The organism is Streptomyces sp. NBC_01176, assembly GCF_045039825.1.
In the GTDB taxonomy this organism is placed as follows: domain Bacteria; phylum Actinomycetota; class Actinomycetes; order Streptomycetales; family Streptomycetaceae; genus Streptomyces.
Map to the genome: position 1 here is coordinate 9,356,108 of NZ_CP108600.1, position 19,089 is coordinate 9,375,196.

The following is a 19,089-nucleotide window of genomic DNA, read 5'->3' on the forward strand; positions in this document are numbered from 1 at the left end:
GCCATGAGCACCCCCACCGACCTCACCGAGTCCGCCACCCCTGCACCGGCGACCCGGCAGACACCGAGCCACACGACCGGCAGAGCCCGGACCGGCCGCATACTGCAGCTGACCGCCCTGTCGCTCGGAGCGGTCGCCTTCCTCTTCCCCTTCTACTACATGGTCGTCGGCTCGTTGAAGAAGACGACCACCGGCGACGTGTCGGGCGCCATGCCCGGTGGCTTCACCACCGCCAACTACCGGGCGATCAACGGCGCGATCTCGCTGGGCCGTTCACTGCTGAACTCCGGCATCGTCACCGGTGGAGTACTGCTGTGCACGCTGGTCTTCGGCGTGCTCGCGGGATACGCGCTCGCCCGGCTCACCTTCCGCGGCCGCGGCACCGTGTTCGCCACGCTGCTGCTCGTCCAGACCATCCCGTTCCAGCTGCTGATGCTGCCGCTGTACGCGCTGGTCGTGCGCAACTACGGCCTCGGTGACAGCTATCTGGGCATGATCCTGCCCTTCGCGATCAACTCGACCGCGGTGTTCCTCTTCCGTCAGTTCTTCCTGCAGCTGCCGGCCTCGCTCTTCGAGGCGGCGCGCATCGACGGCGCGAGCGAACTGCGCATCCTGTGGACGATCGCACTGCCCATGGCCCGCCCGGCGCTCCTCACCGGAGTCCTGCTGACGTTCATCGGTCCGTGGAACGAGTTCCTGTGGCCGTTCCTCGTCACCAAGAACACCGATATGCAGCCGCTGGCCGTCTCGCTCGCGGGCTTCCTGTCCAACCTGCAGGGCACCGTCGCCAATCCGACCGGTGCGCTGCTGGCCGGCGCCTGCGTACTGGCTCTCCCCGCCGTGGCGCTGTTCCTCGTGTTCCAGCGTCATTTCACCCACACCAACATCGACTCCGGAGTAAAGGGCTGAACCCCGCATGAACCACCCCGCGCCGCACAACCCCATCCCGTACCGCCTCGTCCGCAAGGGCATGGTGATGTCGCCCCTGCCCGGTCAGCCGTACGAGACGGAGGGCGTCCTCAACCCGGCCTCCGGCCGTACCCCCGACGGCACACTGCACCTGCTGCCCCGCCTGGTCGCGGAGGGCAACGTCTCGCGCGTCGGCCTGGCGAAGGTCCTCTTCGACGAGGAGGGCGTCCCCTGCGGCGTCGAGCGGCGCGGCGTCGTCCTCGCGCCCGACGAGGGCTGGGAGCGAGGCAAGAACAACGCCGGCGTCGAGGACCCCCGGGTCACCTGGATCCCCAGCCTGGGCCGCTACGTCATGTCGTACGTCGCCTACGGACCGCTCGGCCCGAAGCCGGCCCTCGCCGTCTCCACGGACCTCACCGACTGGACCCGCCTGGGTCCCGTCCAGTTCGCCTACCAGCCCGATCTCGACACGGACCTCAATCTCTTCCCGAACAAGGACGTCGTCCACTTCCCCGAGCCGGTCCCCGGACCCGGCGGCGAGCCGTCGTACGCCATGCTGCACCGGCCGATGTGGGACCTGGGCTGGTTCCGGCCCGGCGAGGGCGTCCACCTGCCGGCGGGGCTGACGGACGAACGTCCGGGCATCTGGATCTCGTACGTGCCCGTGGCCGAGGTGGAGCGGGACATCAGCGCACTGACCCGTCCGCGCCACCACAAGCTCGTCGCGCTGTCCGCGTACCCCTGGGAAGACCTGAAGATCGGGGGCGGCCCCGCGCCGATCCGCGTCGACGAGGGCTGGCTGCTCATCCACCACGGTGTCTCCGGCACCATCGAGGACCCCTGGGTCCAGAACCAGAACGTCTCCTACGCGGCGGGCGCCATGATTCTCGACCCGGCCGACCCCTCGCGGGTCCTGGCCCGCTCGACGGAGCCGCTGATGGCGCCGGAGACCGAGGAGGAGCGCTCCGGCACGGTGCCGAACGTCGTCTTCCCGACCGCCATCGAAGAGGTCGACGGCAAGCTGTTCGTCTTCTACGGCATGGCCGACGCGCACATCGGCGTCGCCCTGCTGGAACGCACGGCGTGACGGCGGAACTGGGGCTCGGACTGATCGGCTGCGGCGCGTTCGGGGCGTACGTCCTGGACGCCGTGGCCGGCCTGCCGGGGCTGCGTGTCACGGCCGTGGCCGACGCCGACCCGGCGCGCGCGGACGCCCTCGCCCGGCGCCACCGTGCCACGCCCTGCCCGGATCCGGACGCACTCCTGCGCCGCCCGGACGTCGACATCGTGGCAGTGGCGACTCCGCCCGCCACCCACGCCGAGTTGTCGATCGCCGCGCTGCGCGCGGGCCGGCACGTCTTCTGCGAGAAGCCCCTGGCGACCACCGCACAGGACGCCGAGCGAGTGGGGGAGGAGGCGTCGCGCGCGGTCGGCACACTCGTGGTGGACCACGTCCTGCGCTACAACCCACTGCTGCGCGCTGTCCAACAGCTCATCTCCGAGGGCCTGTTGGACAGCCCGCGGCGCTTCCTGTTCGAGAACGACGCCGCCGACGAGGATCTCGACGTCGACCACTGGTTCTGGGATCCGGAACGCAGCGGCGGCATCTTCGTCGAGCACGGCGTCCACTTCTTCGACGCGGCCCGGGCCCTGGTCGGGAGCGAGCCGCAGGAGGTGAGGGCCACGGCGGTACGACGTCCGGGCGGCCCGGTCGACATGGTCGTCGCGGACGTGGTGCACCCGGGTGGCGTCCTCGCCACGCACCTGCACTCCTTCACCCACGCCCATCGCTGCGAGCGTCAACTGATGCGCCTGGACCACGGCTTCGCCGAGTCGCGCATCACCGGGTGGATCCCGACACACGCCGTGATCACGGCCTGGACGGACGATGCCGGTGTCCAGGTCTGGGAACAACTTCCCGTCAGGTCGACCGAGTTGCTGCACGTTCCCGGCTTCAGGCCGCACCCGGACGACCGCGTGTCCGTCACGGTGCACCGCGACGTCGGGGGAGCGGCACCCGCCCGGGGCAGAGGCGTCAGTCGTGCGGTGCCGCACCGCGTCGACGTGGTCGTGGATCTGGGCGGCGAGGAACGCAAACCGTACGTCTACGCCGAGAGCGTGCGCGCGGCCATGGCGGATCTGGTGCGGTGTGCCGAGACCGGCGGCACACCGGTCGCCGACGCGCGTGCGGGAGTGAGCGCCGTCGCGGTCGCCGAGGCCGCCACGACGGCGACGGTCAGCGGGCGCACCCAGCGGGTCGTCACAGGGGGAGAACGGAGTCGTACGGCATGAACTGGTGGCGCGACGCCGTCTGTTACGAGGTGTATCCCCGCTCCTTCGCCGACAGCGACGGCGACGGGACCGGGGATCTGCCGGGCATCACCGGCCACCTCGACCACGTCAGGGACCTCGGGGCGGACGCGATCTGGATCACGCCCTTCTACCCGTCGCCGCTGGCCGACGGCGGCTACGACATCGCCGACCACACGGCCGTCGCCGAAGACCTCGGGACCCTGGCGGACTTCACGGCCCTCACGGTGCGCGCCCACGCCCTGGGCCTCAAGGTCATCGTCGACGTGGTGCCCAACCACAGTTCGGACGCCCATCCCTGGTTCCGTGAGGCACTGGCGGCCGGCCCCGGATCCGCGGCGCGCGAGCGGTACCTCTTCCGTAGCGGCAAGGGCCCGGACGGTGCCGAACCGCCCAACGACTGGGAGTCGGCCTTCGGCGGGCCGGCCTGGACCCGGGTGCCCGACGGCCAGTGGTACCTCCATCTCCACGCGCCGGAGCAACCCGACTTCAACTGGCGCGACCCCCATGTGCGTGCCGAGTTCTCCAGGGTCCTGCGCTTCTGGCTCGACCAGGGCGTGGACGGCTTCCGTATCGACGTGGCCCACGCCCTGTTCAAGGCGGAGGGCCTGCCCGACGCCGGGCCCGGACAGCACCAGGACCCCGCGCGCAACCACCTGATGCCGTACTACGACCAGGAGGAACTGCATCCCCTGTACCGGGAGTGGCGCACCCTGCTCGACACCCACCCCGCCCCGCCGGGCGCGGTGGCCCCAGGGGAGCGTGTGCTCGTCGCGGAGTCCGCGGTCTTCGAACCCGCCCGCCTGGCCCGGTACGTGCGCGCGGACGAGATGCAGCAGGCCTTCAACTTCGCTTTCCTGGAGGCGCCTTGGGGGGCATCCGAGCTGCGCCGGGTGATCGACGATTCGCTCGCCGCGACTGCCGCCGTCGACGCCCCCGTGACCTGGGTGATGTCCAGCCACGACGCTCCACGGCCCGCGACTCGCCTGGGCAGTGAACTGCGCGCCGGATCGGCCGCCTTGCTGATGCTCGCCCTGCCCGGCGCCGTCTACCTCTATCAGGGGGAGGAGCTGGGACTGCCGCAGGCTCAGCTGCCCGACGACCGCATCCGGGACCCGCTGTGGCACCGCTCCGGCGGCACGGACCGAGGACGCGACGGCGCCCGTGTGCCGATCCCCTGGAGCGGAGACCGGCCGCCGTACGGGTTCACCACGGCCGCGCCCGATGTCTGCTGGCTGCCGCAGCCCGAGGGCTGGAGCCGGTACACCGTTGCCGCCCAGCGTGAGGACCCGGACTCCACCATGTCCCTCTACCGGCGAGCCCTTCGGCTGCGCCGGGAGCACCCGGTCGCCGCGCACGGCACCCTGCGCTGGCACTCGCCGGCCGATGCACCTTACCTGGCCTTCTCCCGGGGCGAGTTGACCTGCGTGGTCAACCTCGGTTCCGAAGCTCTCGACTTGGGCCGGCTGGGGCTGCTCGGCCGGCCGGTGCTGGCGAGCACGGCACTGCCGGACCGTGGCACATTGCCGGTGGACGCGTGCGTGTGGCTCTCGACCGCCGCGGACGGCGAGGATCGTCACCCTGCCCGACCGTGATCACCTGATGGCCGGTCATCCGGGGTGCTCCGAGGCGGCCTTGACGGTGTCTCGGAAAGGGGCCCGCGCACGATTGTTGACGTGGTCCCGTCAGCCTGTCATGGTCTAGACCTGATGAGGTGCCGCGTCCGGAGTCCGCTCCGGGCGCGGCACCTTCCCGCACAGCTCCCTCCCCACCGCCGCGGCCTCCGGCCGTATTAGGAGCGATGCCCCGATGCTCATCAGCCCTGCCGGACACTTCTCCTTCAGACGGGTCACCGTGGGTCGTTCCCTGGTGACAGCCCTCCTCACGGTGATCCTCTCCGCACTGTTCCTCGCCGCGCCGCCCGCGCACGCGGCCAGTGGCCAGATCTCCGGGCTCGCCGGGAAATGCGTGGACGTGGCCGCCGCGAACAGCGCCAACGGCACCGCGATACAGCTCTACGACTGCAACGGGACCGGCGCGCAGAGCTGGTCGAACTCCGGCGACGGGACCCTGCGGGCGCTCGGGAAGTGCCTCGACGTCGTCGACCGCGGCACCGCGGACGGCGCCGCGGTCCAGCTGTGGGACTGCTCCGGCGGCGCCAACCAGCAGTGGGTGGTCACCGCGGCCCACGACATCGTCAACCCCGCGGCCAACAAGTGTCTGGACGTCCGCGACAACAACTCCGCGAACGGCAGCCGGCTGCAGATATGGACCTGCACGGGCGCGGCCAACCAGAAGTGGAACGCCCCCGCGAGTGGCGGTGGCGGCACCAACCCGTCCGGGTTCGTCGTCAGCGAGGCGCAGTTCAACCAGATGTTCCCGGGCCGGAACGGCTTCTACACCTACAGCGGTCTCGTCCAGGCGCTGAGTTCCTACCCGGGGTTCGCGAACAGCGGGAGCGACACGGTCAAGAAGCAGGAGGCCGCGGCCTTCCTCGCCAACGTCAACCACGAGACCGGCGGGCTGGTCTACGTGGTGGAACAGAACACCGCCAACTACCCGCACTACTGCGACCCCGGTCAGCCCTACGGCTGCCCGGCCGGGCAGGCCGCGTACTACGGCCGCGGCCCGATCCAGCTCAGCTGGAACTTCAACTACAAGGCCGCCGGTGACGCCCTCGGCATCGACCTGCTGGGCAACCCGTGGCGGGTCGAGCAGGACGCGGCCGTCGCCTGGAAGACCGGGCTCTGGTACTGGAACACGCAGTCGGGGCCCGGCTCGATGACGCCGCACAACGCCATGGTGAACCAGGCGGGCTTCGGCCAGACGATCCGCTCCATCAACGGCTCGCTGGAGTGCGACGGCCGCAACCCCGCGCAGGTGCAGAGCCGGGTGAGCGCGTACCAGCAGTTCACGGCGATCCTCGGGGTCGCTCCGGGCAACAACCTCTACTGCTGAGCGGCGCCGCGCCCTCTTCTGCCTGTGGGCGATCCGGTCCTGCCGGGTCGCCCACGGGCGTTGTCAGGGGGAGGGCCGGTCTCAGTGGGTGGTGGTCCGGGCGGCCTGCTCTATCAGGCGGGTGACGGCGCCCGGGTGGGAGACCGAGACCGCGTGGGACGCCTTGATCTCGACGGTGTGCGCGTGGGCGCGCCGGGCCATGAAGCGCTGCGCGGCCGGCGGGATGTTGTAGTCCTGGGTGGTGACGAGGTCCCAGGAGGGGATGGTCTTCCAGGCGGCCGTGGTGGCCTTCTCGTCCAGGGCGGAGGCGGCGACCGGGCGCTGGGTGGCGGCCATCAGGTCGGTGACCGGCTTGGGCACGTCGGCGGCGAACTGGTGGTGGAACTTGTCGGCCTTGATGTACAGGTCGGTGCCGGTGCCGCCGCCGGGGAGCGGGAAGGGCACCGGGTCGAGGGCGGCACCGAGGGTGCTGCCGGGGAACTTGTCGGACAGTTCCAGCGCGCTCTCGCCCTTGTCGGGGGCGAAGGCGGCGACGTAGACCAGCGCCTTGACCTGGGGGGAGTCTGCGGCGGCCTCGCTGATCACCGAGCCGCCGTAGGAGTGGCCGACGAGAACGACCGGTCCGGTCACGCGCTTCAGCACGCTGTGGACGTACGCGGCGTCACTGGCCGGCCCGCGCAACGGGTTCGCGGCGGCGATCACCGGATACCCGTCGCGCCGCAGACGCTCGATCACGCCGTTCCAGCTGGAGGAGTCCGCGAAGGCGCCGTGCACCAGCACGACCGTGGGCTTCGCCTCGGAGGGACGGTGCTCGGCCCTGGCCGCGCTCGCCGGGCCCGTGGCGGCGGTCAGGGTGAGTGCCGCCGCACCGGCGACGGCTCCCAGCACAGCGGCGCGCCTGCGGGTGGGACGGATCGCGGTCTTGAGGTTCATGGTGACTCCCCTTTGGGGCGTGGCGCTGGACATCGGTCGGTCGACCTGGGCGTTCCGGCCCGTGGCGACAGGAGAAACATAGCGAGCAATATTCTTGTGCGCAAGTAAGTTGTGCACGACACAATTGCGCGGCCGTGAGCCATCGTGTCCCGCCGAGGCCGCGCGTCCGGTCGTCGCTCGGTCCGCCCGCGCAGCCGTAGAAGCAGAATCCGCGGAAGCGGGGACTCAGGCGGCCGAACCCGCGGTGTCCGACATGCCCGAGCCCTCGATCAGCCGGAACCCCACGCACACGACCATCGTGCGGTCGTCGACGGGAGTGCCCATGCGGTCCCAGTACCGACGATGGCCCGCACGCCACTCGTCCACCGAGGCATGACCTTCGCCCTCGGCCTCCACGTGCTCCCACGTCACCTCGTCGAACGGCATCAACGCCACCCTGGTCACCTCGATCAGTGCGACGGCGGCACCCTGCTCGTCCAGCAGGGCCGGCGTCCCGCCGGGATATTCGACGCCCTCGGCCTCTTCCGCGTAGACCGCCAGCAGCCCGGTGGACGCGGTCTTCCTGCCCGACAGGACCAACCGGTTGAGCCTGGTCCGCATCGCGTCGGCCGTGCCGAGCTCGAAGGACCGCCTGCCGTCCACACGTGCCCACATGGAAACCGCCCCGTCGTCGTCAGCGGCCGACCTGCCGGGACCGCCCGGAGAAGTGCCGCTCGGCACAGCAATTCCGGTCAGCGCACGACCAATCGGCACGGTCCCGCCGGCACCAGTTCCCCGATCACCGCGGCGCCCGGAACCTCGCCCGCGACGAGGAGGCCACCGGAGGTCTGGGCGTCGGCGAGGAGGAGCCGGGTCAGTTCGTCGGTGCGGCCGAAATCCGTGAACGGGGCGACCCATGCGAGGTTGCGGCGGGTGCCGCCGCTGATGTGCCCGGCGCGGGCGGCGTCCCGGGCGCCGTCCAGGAACGGCACCGCGGCCGAGTCGACGACGGCGGTCACCCCCGAGGCGCGCGCCAGCTTGTACAGATGGCCCAGCAGCCCGAAGCCGGTGACGTCGGTGGCGCAGACCGCTCCCGCGGCCAGTGCGGCCCGCGCCGCGTCACGGTTGAGCGCGGCCATCGTCTCCACCGCCTGGGGGAAGATCTCGCCCGTCGTCTTGTGCCGGTTGTTGAGCACTCCGAGGCCCAGCGGCTTGGTCAGCGACAGCGGCGTCCCCGGCCGCCCCGCGTCGTTGCGCAGCAGCCGCGCCGGATCGACGGTGCCGGTCACCGCCATGCCGTACTTGGGTTCCGGGTCGTCGACGCTGTGGCCGCCCGCCACCACGCAGCCCGCCGTCGCCGCGACGTCCATTCCGCCACGCAGCACCTCCCGCGCCAGCTCGAACGGCAGCACGTCGCGGGGCCAGCACAGCAGGTTGACCGCCACGAGCGGGGTGCCGCCCATGGCGTAGACGTCGGAGAGCGCGTTCGCTGCGGCGATGCGGCCCCAGTCGTAGGGGTCGTCGACCACCGGCGTGAAGAAGTCCGCGGTGGCGACGGCGGCGAGCGCACCGGGGCCGCCCGGCAGACGGACGACCGCGGCGTCGTCGCCGTGGTCCAGGCCCACGAGCAGGTCGCCGCCACCGACCGCTCCCGGGGATGCCAGTCCCGCCACGAGCTCCTCGAGTTCGCCCGGCGGAATCTTGCAGGCGCAGCCGCCACCGTGTGCGTACTGCGTGAGCCGCACGGTCTCCTTCCCCTGTGCCTGCTGGACGCCGGTCCGCGTGCTCGTCATGGCTTCATCGATCCTTGCAGGTGAGGGGGAGCGCCGTGTGGCGCGTTGACTTGCGGGGTGAGACGACGGTTCCATGGCCGGATGGCCGGGGCATCGCCCCAGTGACGGCCGGCGGGGAGACGTAAGGGTGCCTGGTGGCCCTCCCGGTCTTCAAAACCGAGGTGTCCGAGCAACTCGGGCAGGCGGGTTCGATTCCCGTCCGTCTCCGCCGAGCGACGGGTCCCGTCCCCTTCACTGGGCGTCCGAGTCAGCGTCGAGGCAGCGGCGCAGCGCTCCGTCCAGGCGAACGGTCCGGCCGTGCTCGTCCAGGTACTCGAGCAGCGGGACGGCGACCCGGCGCGTGGTGTCCAGCGCCTGGCGCGCCCGGCTCGTGGTGAACGGCTGTTCCAGCCGCGCGAGGACGGCAGCCGCCTGCGCGTCCGCCCCCGGCATCAGCACGATGCCGTCGCCGATCCGCAGCAGAGCTCCAGCGGCCTCGGCGGCGGCCAACAGCTTGGGTGTGAGGCCGAGTTCGCGCAGCCTTTCGGCCTCAGGGGCGCGGAACGGAGCACGGGTGAGGTCCGCTCGCACGGCCTCGACGGCTGCCTCGGCCCGGGGTGGGAGTGTGGGACGAGCGTGGCTGCCGTAGACACGGCCGTCGCCGTGCCGCAACCCCGGCGACTGTGCCAACAGCGCGTCCACCAGGCTGCGTTCGGGCAGGCCGAGCAGCTGGCGCGCCGCCTCCAGGGGCATGCCGGGATCCAGGGGGTTGCGGGCGGCGTGTTCCTCGACCGCGTCGCCGAGGCGATCGCGCAGAGCCGACCAGTGGGCCGGGTCCGCCAGCCATTCCCCGGCGACCGGGTCGGCCGGCGGCCGTACGCCCATCGCGAGCAGCTCCGAACGGCGGATCAGACCGCGCCGGCGCAACTCCTCGACCCCGTCGGCGCGTCCCGGCGCTGCCTGAAGCTCCTGGTCCCGGGCAGCCGCCGCGCCGCGCCGGGTCAGCCGCGGCGGGCGGACGTCGAGGACGGTGAGCCCCGCCGGGACGCGGTGCCGGCCGGGGTCGCGCAGCAGCGCGGCATCGCCCACCCGCAACGGCAGTGGTGTGGCGAGACGCAGGCGTGCGGAACCCTCGCCGAGCGGGCGCACCGTCGCCGGCACGGCCGCGGAGCCCGCGTGCAGGGTGAGTTCGCGTGGCAGATCACGGGCCAGGGCGCCCCGCAGCCGTACGTCCACGGTGTCGGTGGTCAACCACCGGCCGGGGGTGAGCAACGCGTCGCCGCGGCGCAGGCTCCCGGCGCCCGGCCCGCTCACGTTGACCGCCACCCGGGCGACCGCGTCGGCCTCCTGCCGCGACTCCTTGAGGCATTCCAACCCGCGTACCCGCAACGTCCCCCCGTCACGGGCGAGTTGCAGCCGGTCTCCGACGCGTACGGTGCCCGCGCCGAGGGTGCCGGTGACGACCGTGCCATGGCCGCGCACCGTGAACGCGCGGTCCACCCACAGGCGTACGTCCGCGTCGCGGTCCGGGGCGGGCAGTTCGCCGGCCAGCCGGACCAGGGCCGTGCGCAGCGCGTCGAGGCCCGTCCCGGTGACCGCGCTGACGGCGACGCTCGGCAGTCTTCCGAGAGAGGTCTCGGCGATCCGGTTGAGCGCCTGCGCGCGGGCCGCCTCCGGTGCGGCGAGGTCGCAGCGGGACACGGCGAGAACGCCGTGCCGTACTCCGAGCGCGTCGAGGACGGACAGATGCTCCTCGGACTGCGGTTGCCAGCCCTGGTCCGCCGCGACGACGAAGAGGACGGCGGGGACCGGGCCGACCCCGGCCAGCATGTTGCCCACGAGGCGTTCGTGTCCCGGCACGTCCACGAACGCGACGTCACCCGCGCCGGGCAGCCACGTCCACACGAAGCCCAGGTCCAACGTCATACCCCGGCGCCGTTCCTCCGCCCAGCGGTCGGGCTCCATTCCGGTCAGGGCGCGCAGCAGCGCGGACTTGCCGTGGTCGACGTGCCCCGCGGTGGCGATGACGTGCACGGTCAGGTTCCCGTTCCCCGGTGGGCCGTCTCCCGGTGGGCTCCGGCCCGGCGTACCGCCTCCGCCAGTCGTGCGTCGTCGTCCACCGGCACCGCCCGCAGGTCGAGCAGACAGCGGCCGTCCTCGACGCGGGCCAGCACGGCGGGGTCCGTGCCGCGGAGCAGGGCCGCGTACTCGGCGGGCAGGGAGACGGCGGCGCTCGGCAGGGTCACGCCGGGTGCGCCGCCCCCGCCGACCACTGCCTCGGTGGCGACGGCACGGCTGTCGAACCCGTCCGCCCGCAGCTTCTCCGCGAGCCGTTCGGCGCGCCGCCGCAGCTCCGCGGGGTCGGCGCGCAACGCGGTCAGGGTCGGGGGCTCCGGTCCGCGGACGGTCGCCTCCAGGGCCGCAAGTGTCAGTTTGTCCACGCGCAGGGCGCGGGCCAGCGGGTGACGGGCCGACCGCCGCACCAGCTCGGCGTCGCCCAGCAGCAGCCCGCACTGCGGTCCGCCGAGCAGCTTGTCGCCGCTGGCGGTGACCAGGGACGCCCCGGCGCGCAGCCAACTCGTCGCGTCGGGCTCCCCGGGCAGCACCGGTTCCGGGGTGAGCAGACCCGAGCCGATGTCCGCCACCACGGGCACGCCGAGCGGGGCCAGCTCGGCCACAGACGCCTCCCGGGTGAAGCCCATGACACGGAAATTGGAGGGGTGGACCTTCAGGATGAACCCGGTGTCCGGTCCGAGGGCCGCGGCGTAGTCGGCGGGTGTGGTGCGGTTGGTCGTGCCGACCTCCCGCAGCCGGGCGCCGGTGGACTCCAGCAGGTCGGGCAGGCGGAAACCGTCCCCGATCTCCACCATCTCGCCGCGGCCGACGATGATCTCCCGCCCCTGGGCGAGCGCGGTGGCGGCCAACACCAGCGCCGCCGCACCGTTGTTGACCACGTGCGCGGCCTCGGCGGCCGGCACGCGACGCACCAGGGCGTCGAGCGCGGACGCGCCCCGCCGGGAGCGGGCTCCGGTGGTGAGGTCGAGTTCCACGTCCGTCGTGCCGGAGGCGGCCGCCACCGCGTCGCGGGCCGCAGTCGAGAGCGCGGCCCGGCCCAGGTTGGTGTGGAGCAGCACACCGGTGGCGTTGATGACCGGGCGCAGGGCGGACGCGGTGGCCGGCAGGGCGGCGACGGCACGATCGGCGATCTCACCGATGGGCACCTCGCCCGACCTCGCCCGTCTCTGCACCGTGGCGACCACGTCCTTGACCAGCTCCCGTCCCAGCCGTCGCGCCGCCGCGGTGAGCCGGGGATCGGCCAGCAGCACGTCGGTGCGGGGCAGCCGCCGCAAGGCGTCGACGGGCGGGGCGGAGTCCGTGGCGGAGGCGTGGTCGCGGTCCATCTCGTGCACTTTCGCTGGGGCCCTGCCGGCTGGAACGCTGTCAGGCTATGGCGGCCGATGCCCCCGGCGTCCGCGCCACACCGGCGGGACCCCGAGGGGCGGCGGGCGGCACCCGGTGGCGGGACCACGGCGGCCCCGTGTCCACGATGGGACGAGGTCACGCCCCGTCCCGCTCCTCGCGGCGGGCGTCCAGGCGTTCGCGTTGCGGCTTCACCACGTAGGCCGGGTCCTTCGCGGAGGTCACCCCGGCCTCGAAGGTGCCGAAGCGCTGCAGGACGCTGCCCGCCATCAGGGCGAGTCCGCCCACGGCGGCGGCCGCGCGGCTGCGCCGGGCGAGGGTGAGCGCGGTGACCGCGCCGGCCACGGTGAGGTACTCGGAGGCCTTCCGCAGGTGGTGCGGGTGACCGGTGGTGTACGCCCGGGTCACGAAGCCGGGACGCCGGTCGATGAGCCGGGACGCGACGATCTCGGCCGCCGCGCCCACCACGCTGAACCGCCGCGCCGGACCCGCCTCCGCCACCGGAGCCAGCAGCATGCCGAGGCCGCCGGCGCTGGCCGCCGCGGAGCCGGTGAACACGAAGGGCAGCTCGCCGCGGGCGTCGTGCCACGCGGGCACCGCCGTCTGCGAGAGCAGGACCGCCGTGTACGAGGCGACCCCGGGGGCGAACAGGGCCGCGGACAGGCCGGCCGGACGGGCCGCCAGGTGCAGCAGCCGCCCGGGCAACGTGGTGCGCCAGGCTGCGGGCACCAGCTCGGCCGTGGCCGCCAGCGCGCTGCCGGGCCCGTAGGCGATGAGGATCCATGTGCCGACGGACATCGGTGAACTCGGCTTGGCGACCCTCATCATGTGGTGGAACCGCTCGGGCCGGCCAAGGTCCGCCACCAGCAGGTACATGCTCGCCAGCAGGGCGGCGAAGCCACCGACGCGGCCCGCCCGCCGCAGCCGGGGACGCTCCGTCAGGTCCGCGCCGGCCGCTAGCAGCGCCGCACCGGCCGACAGCCCGCCGGTGAACAGGTACGCGGGGATCTTCCACTCCCACACCGGCGGCTTGAGCACCGGACGCCCGTAGTAGGAGCGGAACTCCGCCCGCGGCACCATGGACTGCTCGCGGCTCCCGTCGTCGTCCCTTTTCCGGCCCCGCCCCCGGCCGGAGCGACGGTCGCCGTGCGCGGTCGACCCGTCCCCGCTCACCGCCGTCCCCCGCCCACGAAGACCGCCGCCGAGACGGCCAGCAGAGCCGACGCCGCCGCGCCCGCGTGCTTCCACATCGACATCAGGTCGCGGGTCGGCACGATCGGGTCCGGTGGCAGCCCGTACACCTCGGGGTCGTCCAGCAGCAGGAAGAACGCGCCGTCGCCGCCGACGCCGTCGTCGGGGTCGCGGCCGTAGAGCTGGGCCTCGGGCACCCCGGCCTCGTGCAGCGTCGCGAGACGTCGGTCGGCGCGTTCGCGCAGCTCGTCCAGGGGGCCGAACTGGATGGAGTCGGTCGGGCACGCCTTGGCACACGCCGGTTCCATCCCGTCGCGCAGCCGGTCGTAGCACATGGTGCACTTCCAGGCGCGCCCGTCGTCGGGCCGCCGGTCGATGACACCGTAGGGACAGCCGGACACGCAGTAGCCGCAGCCGTTGCAGATGTCGGGCTGTACCACCACGGTGCCGAACTCGGTGCGGAACAGGGCGCCGGTGGGACACACGTCGAGGCAGCCGGCGTGCGTGCAGTGCTTGCACACGTCCGAGGACATCAGCCAGCGGAACTGGGTGCGGGTCTCCGCGCCCGTGCCGGCACCGGGCAGCCCGAAGGAGGGGAAGCCCAGGTCCACCGGTGCGGTGCCGAGGTCGCCGCCGCCGCGCTTGGCGAACTCCAGGGCGTCCGCCACGATCTCGGGCGTGCCCTCCGTGCTGGACGGACCGACGGGCAGGTCGGCGAGCCCCGCGTCCTGCTCGCCCAGTGGCCGCTCCTGCTCGATGAAGGCGACGTGCCGCCAGGAGCTGGCGCCCAGCATGCCGGTGTTGTCGTAGGACATGCCCAGCAGGTCGATGCCGTCCTCCGGGATGCCGTTCCACTCCTTGCAGGCCACCTCGCAGGCCTTGCAGCCGATGCACACCGAGGTGTCGGTGAAGAAGCCCACCCGCGGCGGGTGGTCGAGGTGGCCGGCGTCGCCGGCCGGGTCCGCGAGCGGCCCGTGGAAGCTGTTCTCACTCGTCATGACGGTTCCTCCGGCCGGTCGTCAGGTTCGGTGTGGGCACGCTCGGTATGGCCGCCGGCCGTCGCGATACGGGTGCCGGTCTCCGTGGTGATGCCGGCCCGGCGGCGGTACTCCCGCACGTACGCGAGCAGGGCCGGCCCCCGTGGACGCCGCCCGGGCCGTACGTCGCAGGTCAGCACCTTGCTCTCCTGGATGAACACGTTCGGGTCGACCACCACGCCGATCAGGTCGTTGACCACGTCGCCCTTGGTGAGGCCCGTCGTGCCCCAGTGGTACGGCATCCAGACCTGGTGGACGACGCGGCCGTCGACGCGCAGCGGCGCCATGCGGTCCGTGACGACCACGCGCGCGTCGACGGCCGTCCGGCTGGTGATGACGTGGGCCCAGTCCAGGTGGTGCAGGCCGCGCTCCCGCGCCAGCTCCGGCGACACCTCGACGAACAGCGCGGGCTGGAGTTCCGCCAGGTAGGGGAGTTGGCGGCTCATGGCTCCCGCGGTGTGGTGCTCGGTCAGCCGGGCCGCGGTGAACACATAGGGGAACACCTGGGTGTGCGCCTCGGGCGGCGCCGGGTTGGACGGGTTGTCGGGGCGCCCGTAGACCTTGCGCACCGGGTTGCCCTGCTGCCCGTACAGCAGGTTGCGCATCGGCGATTCGTGCGGTTCGTAGTGCGTGGGCAGTGGCCCGTCGGCGAGCCCGGCCGGGGCGAACAGCCATCCCTTGCCGTCGCTCATCATGATGAACGCGTCGTTGCCGCTCAGTGCTGCCGGGCCCGACGCCCCGGCGGGGGGCCGGTAGTCCGGCGGTTTGGTGCGTTCGAAGTCCGGGGTGTCGTTGCCGGTCCACTCGCCGGCCTCCTCGTCCCACCAGATCAGTTTCTTCCGCTCGCTCCAGGGACGCCCGTCCGGGTCGGCCGAGGCGCGGTTGTAGAGCACACGACGGTTGAGCGGCCAGGTCCAGCCCCACTCCGCGTCGTACGGACCCGACTCCAGCCGGGAGGTGCGCCGGCGGGACTGGTTGGTCTCCCCGGCGTACACGCCGCTGTAGATCCAGCAGCCACAGGCGGTGCTGCCGTCGGCCTTGAGGTCGGGGTAGCCGTCGACGGTTCGGCCGGTGCGCAGGTCGATGCCGTTGATGTGGCGCAGCACGTCCGCGGCAGAGGGCTCGTCGCCCTCGACCTCGTAGTCCCACGCCAGGTCGAGGACCGGGCGGTCGCGTTCGTCGGTCGAACCGGCCAGTCGCTGCTTGATGCGTACGGCGAGCTGGTGGAAGAACCACAGTTCGGAGCGCTGGTCCCCGGAGGGTTCCACGGCCTGGTCGCGCCACTGCAGCATCCGCTGCGTCTGGGTGAAGGTGCCGGCCTTCTCGACATGCGAGGACGCGGGGAAGAAGAACACCTCCGTGCGGCAGCGCTCGGTGACGATCTCGCCGGTCTCGATCTCCGGCGCGTCCTTCCAGAACGACGCGCTCTCGATCATGACGAGGTCACGGACGACCAGCCAGTCGAGGTTCGCCATGCCGAGGCGCTGCAGACGGCCGTGCGCGGAGCCGACCGCCGGGTTCTGGCCGAGCAGGAAGTAGCCGAAGACCTTCCCGTCGACCATGTCCATCACGGTGCGGTACGTGCCGTGGTCGCCGTTGATCCGGGGCAGGTAGTCGAAGCAGTAGTCGTTCTCCGCCGTGGCCGCGTCGCCCCAGTACTCCTTGAGCAGCGACACCATGTAGGCGTCGGCGTCGCCCCAGAAGCCCTTGTGCTGCGGGCCGCGGACGCCGTCCAGGTACCCGGCGAGGTCCTCGTGTCCGGTGTCGGGCATCGGCAGATAGCCCGGCAGCAGGTTGAAGAGCGTGGGAATGTCCGTGGAGCCCTGGATGCTGGCGTGACCGCGCAGCGCGAAGATCCCGCTTCCCGGACGGCCGATGTTGCCCAGCAGGAGCTGCGCGATCGACCCCGCCCGGATGTACTGGGCGCCCACGGAGTGCTGGGTCCAGCCGACGCTGTAGACGAGGGCGGTGGTCCGCTCCCGGCCGGAGTTCTCCGTCCAGGCCCGGCACACGTCGAGGAACAGCTCCTGAGGCACCCCGCAGATGCGCTCCACCATCTCCGGGGTGTAGCGCGCGAAGTGCCGTTTGAGCACCTGGAACACACAGCGGGGATGCTCCAGGGTGGGATCGGCCTCGATGTCCCCCTCGGACTCCTCGATGAACGGGCCCTTGGCGCCGTGCTGGTACGGCTCGGAGGTCTCCTTGGCCTGCCTGCCCGGCCGCTCCCGCGCCGCGACGCTCTCGTACGACCAGCTCGACGCGTCGTACGACGCGGTGTGCGGGTCGTAGCCGCTGAACAGTCCGTCCAGGTCCTCGGTGTCCTGGAACCGTTCGTTCACCAGGAAGGGGGCGTTGGTGTACGCCCGCACGTACTCACGGAAGTCCAGGTCGTGGCTGAGGATGTGGTTGATCACGCCGCCCAGGAACGCGATGTCGGTCCCGGCCCTGATGGTGACGTGCTGGTCGGCGTGCGCGCTGGTGCGTGTGAAGCGCGGGTCGATGTGGATGACCCTGGCGCCGCGCGCCTTGGCCTCGATGACCCACTGGAACCCGACGGGATGGGCCTCGGCCATGTTCGAGCCCATGATGATGATGCAGTCGGTGTTGACGAGGTCCTGCAGGTAGTCGGTGGCGCCGCCACGTCCGAGCGAGGCTCCCAGACCGGGAACCGTGGCGGAGTGTCAAATACGGGCCTGGTTCTCGATCTGGAGCGCGCCGAGGGCGGTGAACAGCTTCTTGATGAGGTAGTTCTCCTCGTTGTCCAGCGCGGCGCCGCCGAGGCTGGCCAGGCCCATGGTGCGGCGGAGCGTCCTGCCGTTCTCGTCGGTGTCCTGCCAGCCCTTGCGGCGGGCGTCGAGTACCCGGTCGGCCACCATGTCCATGGCGGTGTCCAGGTCGAGCCGCTGCCACTCGGTGCCGTACGGGGGCCGGTAGAGGACGTGCTGCTCGCGCTGCGGTCCCGTGACGAGCTGCTTGCTGGCGGAGCCCTTGGGACACAGGCGGCCGCGGGAGATCGGACTGTCGGGATCGCCCTCGATCTGGACGACGCGCTCGTCCTTGACGTAGACCCGCTGGGCGCAGCCCACCGCGCAGAACGGGCACACCGAGTTCACCACCCGGTCCGCGGTCTCCGTGCGGGCACCGAGACCGGCCGAGCGGGCCGACTGTGCCGCCTTGCCGCGGCCCAGCGGGTCCGTGCCGGTGAGCTGCCGGTACACCGGCCACGCGTTCATCCACCGTTTCAGGCCCATCCGCCCGCTCCTTCGCGCAGGGGCCCCCACCTCCTTGTGACGCTACCGGCTGGAGGACCGGCCGCAAGTCCGGGGTGCCGCCGACCAGGGCCGGCCGGGTTCCTTCCGGGCGAGTGCGCGCACGGCATCGACGAGCAGCTCGACCGCCTGGTCGATGTCCGACGGGGTCGTCCAGCGGCCGAGCGACAGCCGTACGGCGGCCAGTGCCCGGGCGTCGTCCAGGCCCATCGCGCGCAGCACGGGGGAGGGGGTGCCGGTCGCGCTGTGGCACGCCGAGCCGGTGGAGGCCGCGAGGCGCGGCACGGCGGCCAGGAGTTCGTGCCCCGTGGTGCCGTCGATGCTGACGTTCAGGGTGCCGGGCAGACGGCGGGCGCAGCCGTTCACGTGCACCTGCCCGGGAAGCGCCCGGGTGAGCCCTTGGTGCAAGCGGTCGCGCAGCACCCCGGTGCGCCGTCCGCCGCCGTCCGCGAGCTCCGCGGCGGCGAGTTCGGCGGCGGTGCCCAGTGCCACGGCGAGGGCGACGCTTTCGGTGCCGGCGCGGAGTCCGGCCTCCTGGCCTCCGCCGTAGACCAGGGGTTCGAGGCGGACGCCGGCGCGTACCCGAAGGGCGCCGACGCCCTTCGGGGCGTACATCTTGTGGCCCGCCACGGTCAGCAGGTCCGCGCCGAGCGCGCGCACGTCCACCGGGACCTTGCCGGCCGCCTGGGCCGCGTCGCAGTGGAACAGCGCGCCGTGGTCGTGGGCGAGCCGGGCCAGTTCGGCGACCGGCTGCAGCGTGCCGGTCTCGTTGTTGGCGGCCATGACGGAGACCACGGCCGTCCGCTCGTCCAGCGCCGCGGCCAGGTCGGCGGGATCGACCAGCCCTTCCCCGTCGACCGGCAGATACGTCACGTCCGCCCCGTGCAGACGGTGCAGCGCGCGGCATGTCTCCAGCACCGCCGGGTGCTCGGTGACCTGCGTGATCACCCGGCGCCTGCCGTCGCCCGCGGCGAGCACGGCGCCCCGCAGCGCGAGGTTGTTCGCCTCGGATCCGGAGCCGGTGAAGACGATCTCCTGCGTGGACGCCCCGACGAGCGCGGCGACCTGTCCGCGGGCCCGGGCCAGCGCCGCCCGCGGTGCCGTGCCGTAGGCGTGTCCACTGGACGGATTGCCGAAGTCGCCCGCCAGAAGGGGCACCATCGCCTCCGCGACCCGGGGGTCGACCGGAGTGGTGGCGTTGTGGTCCAGGTACACCGGACCGCCGTCCTGGCCCGGACTCACCGGCATGTTCATGGGGGCCTGCGCATTCGTTCGCGTGACGGGCGGACGGGCTGAGGTCGGGAACCGACG

At 72.4% G+C, this 19,089-nt stretch carries 14 protein-coding genes and 1 tRNA gene; 6 read left to right on the plus strand and 9 right to left on the minus strand.

Features of this window, described 5'->3' with window-relative positions; translation table 11 throughout:
- Window positions 1-3: 3 nt before the first annotated feature.
- The 5 genes from OG199_RS40625 to OG199_RS40645 all read left to right on the plus strand — a co-directional run bounded on the left by OG199_RS40625 (window position 4) and on the right by OG199_RS40645 (window position 6,177).
- Window positions 4-909, plus strand: coding sequence for a carbohydrate ABC transporter permease (locus OG199_RS40625; protein WP_405833925.1), 906 nt, complete (start codon window positions 4-6; stop codon window positions 907-909).
- A gap of 7 nt (window positions 910-916) precedes the next feature.
- Window positions 917-1,996, plus strand: coding sequence for a glycosidase (locus OG199_RS40630; protein WP_405833927.1), 1,080 nt, complete (start codon window positions 917-919; stop codon window positions 1,994-1,996).
- Window positions 1,993-3,201: a Gfo/Idh/MocA family protein gene (locus tag OG199_RS40635; RefSeq protein WP_405833929.1), complete on the plus strand. Its 1,209-nt coding sequence runs from the start codon at window positions 1,993-1,995 to the stop codon at window positions 3,199-3,201. The genes OG199_RS40630 and OG199_RS40635 overlap by 4 nt, the downstream gene beginning before the upstream one ends.
- A complete protein-coding gene (locus OG199_RS40640) occupies window positions 3,198-4,814 on the plus strand; it encodes a glycoside hydrolase family 13 protein (protein WP_405833931.1) in 1,617 nt (538 codons plus the stop codon). Before OG199_RS40635 ends, OG199_RS40640 begins: the two co-directional genes overlap by 4 nt.
- A gap of 214 nt (window positions 4,815-5,028) precedes the next feature.
- Window positions 5,029-6,177, plus strand: a complete 1,149-nt coding sequence (locus tag OG199_RS40645; RefSeq protein WP_401803316.1) for a glycoside hydrolase family 19 protein — start codon at window positions 5,029-5,031, stop codon at window positions 6,175-6,177.
- A gap of 81 nt (window positions 6,178-6,258) precedes the next feature.
- Here the strand turns inward: OG199_RS40645 and OG199_RS40650 are convergent, their stop codons facing one another.
- The 3 genes from OG199_RS40650 to selD all read right to left on the minus strand — a co-directional run bounded on the left by OG199_RS40650 (window position 6,259) and on the right by selD (window position 8,882).
- A complete protein-coding gene (locus OG199_RS40650; RefSeq protein ID WP_356804240.1) occupies window positions 6,259-7,110 on the minus strand; it encodes an alpha/beta hydrolase in 852 nt (283 codons plus the stop codon).
- A gap of 225 nt (window positions 7,111-7,335) precedes the next feature.
- Complete coding sequence (locus OG199_RS40655) at window positions 7,336-7,764, minus strand: ASCH domain-containing protein (protein ID WP_405833933.1); 429 nt, start codon at window positions 7,762-7,764, stop codon at window positions 7,336-7,338.
- Window positions 7,765-7,841: 77 nt separating this feature from the next.
- The gene (selD, locus tag OG199_RS40660) at window positions 7,842-8,882 is read right to left on the minus strand and encodes a selenide, water dikinase SelD (RefSeq protein WP_356804237.1); all 1,041 of its coding nucleotides are present in this window, start codon (window positions 8,880-8,882) and stop codon (window positions 7,842-7,844) included.
- Between the two features lie 115 nt (window positions 8,883-8,997).
- On the opposite strand from selD, the gene OG199_RS40665 reads away from it, so the two are divergent.
- Window positions 8,998-9,090 (plus strand) — tRNA-Sec (locus tag OG199_RS40665).
- Window positions 9,091-9,113: 23 nt separating this feature from the next.
- Here OG199_RS40665 and selB read toward each other — a convergent pair.
- From selB to OG199_RS40695, 6 genes are all read right to left on the minus strand, one after another.
- Entirely contained in the window at window positions 9,114-10,895 is a 1,782-nt protein-coding gene (gene selB / locus OG199_RS40670; protein WP_405833936.1) for a selenocysteine-specific translation elongation factor, read from the minus strand.
- 2 nt (window positions 10,896-10,897) lie between these two features.
- Window positions 10,898-12,262 carry an L-seryl-tRNA(Sec) selenium transferase gene (gene selA, locus OG199_RS40675; protein ID WP_405833938.1) on the minus strand — a complete coding sequence of 455 codons (1,365 nt, stop codon included), beginning with the start codon at window positions 12,260-12,262 and terminating at the stop codon, window positions 10,898-10,900.
- 157 nt (window positions 12,263-12,419) lie between these two features.
- Window positions 12,420-13,454, minus strand: coding sequence for an NrfD/PsrC family molybdoenzyme membrane anchor subunit (gene nrfD / locus OG199_RS40680; protein WP_356805143.1), 1,035 nt, complete (start codon window positions 13,452-13,454; stop codon window positions 12,420-12,422).
- Window positions 13,451-14,470 (minus strand): 4Fe-4S dicluster domain-containing protein, encoded by a 1,020-nt coding sequence (locus tag OG199_RS40685; RefSeq protein WP_356805141.1) that lies wholly within the window; start codon window positions 14,468-14,470, stop codon window positions 13,451-13,453. The genes nrfD and OG199_RS40685 overlap by 4 nt, the downstream gene beginning before the upstream one ends.
- Window positions 14,467-17,760, minus strand: a complete 3,294-nt coding sequence (gene fdh / locus OG199_RS40690; RefSeq protein ID WP_401803303.1) for a formate dehydrogenase — start codon at window positions 17,758-17,760, stop codon at window positions 14,467-14,469. The genes OG199_RS40685 and fdh overlap by 4 nt, the downstream gene beginning before the upstream one ends.
- 42 nt (window positions 17,761-17,802) lie before the next feature.
- Complete coding sequence (locus tag OG199_RS40695) at window positions 17,803-19,032, minus strand: cysteine desulfurase family protein (RefSeq protein WP_405833941.1); 1,230 nt, start codon at window positions 19,030-19,032, stop codon at window positions 17,803-17,805.
- Between the last annotated feature and the right edge of the window lie 57 nt (window positions 19,033-19,089).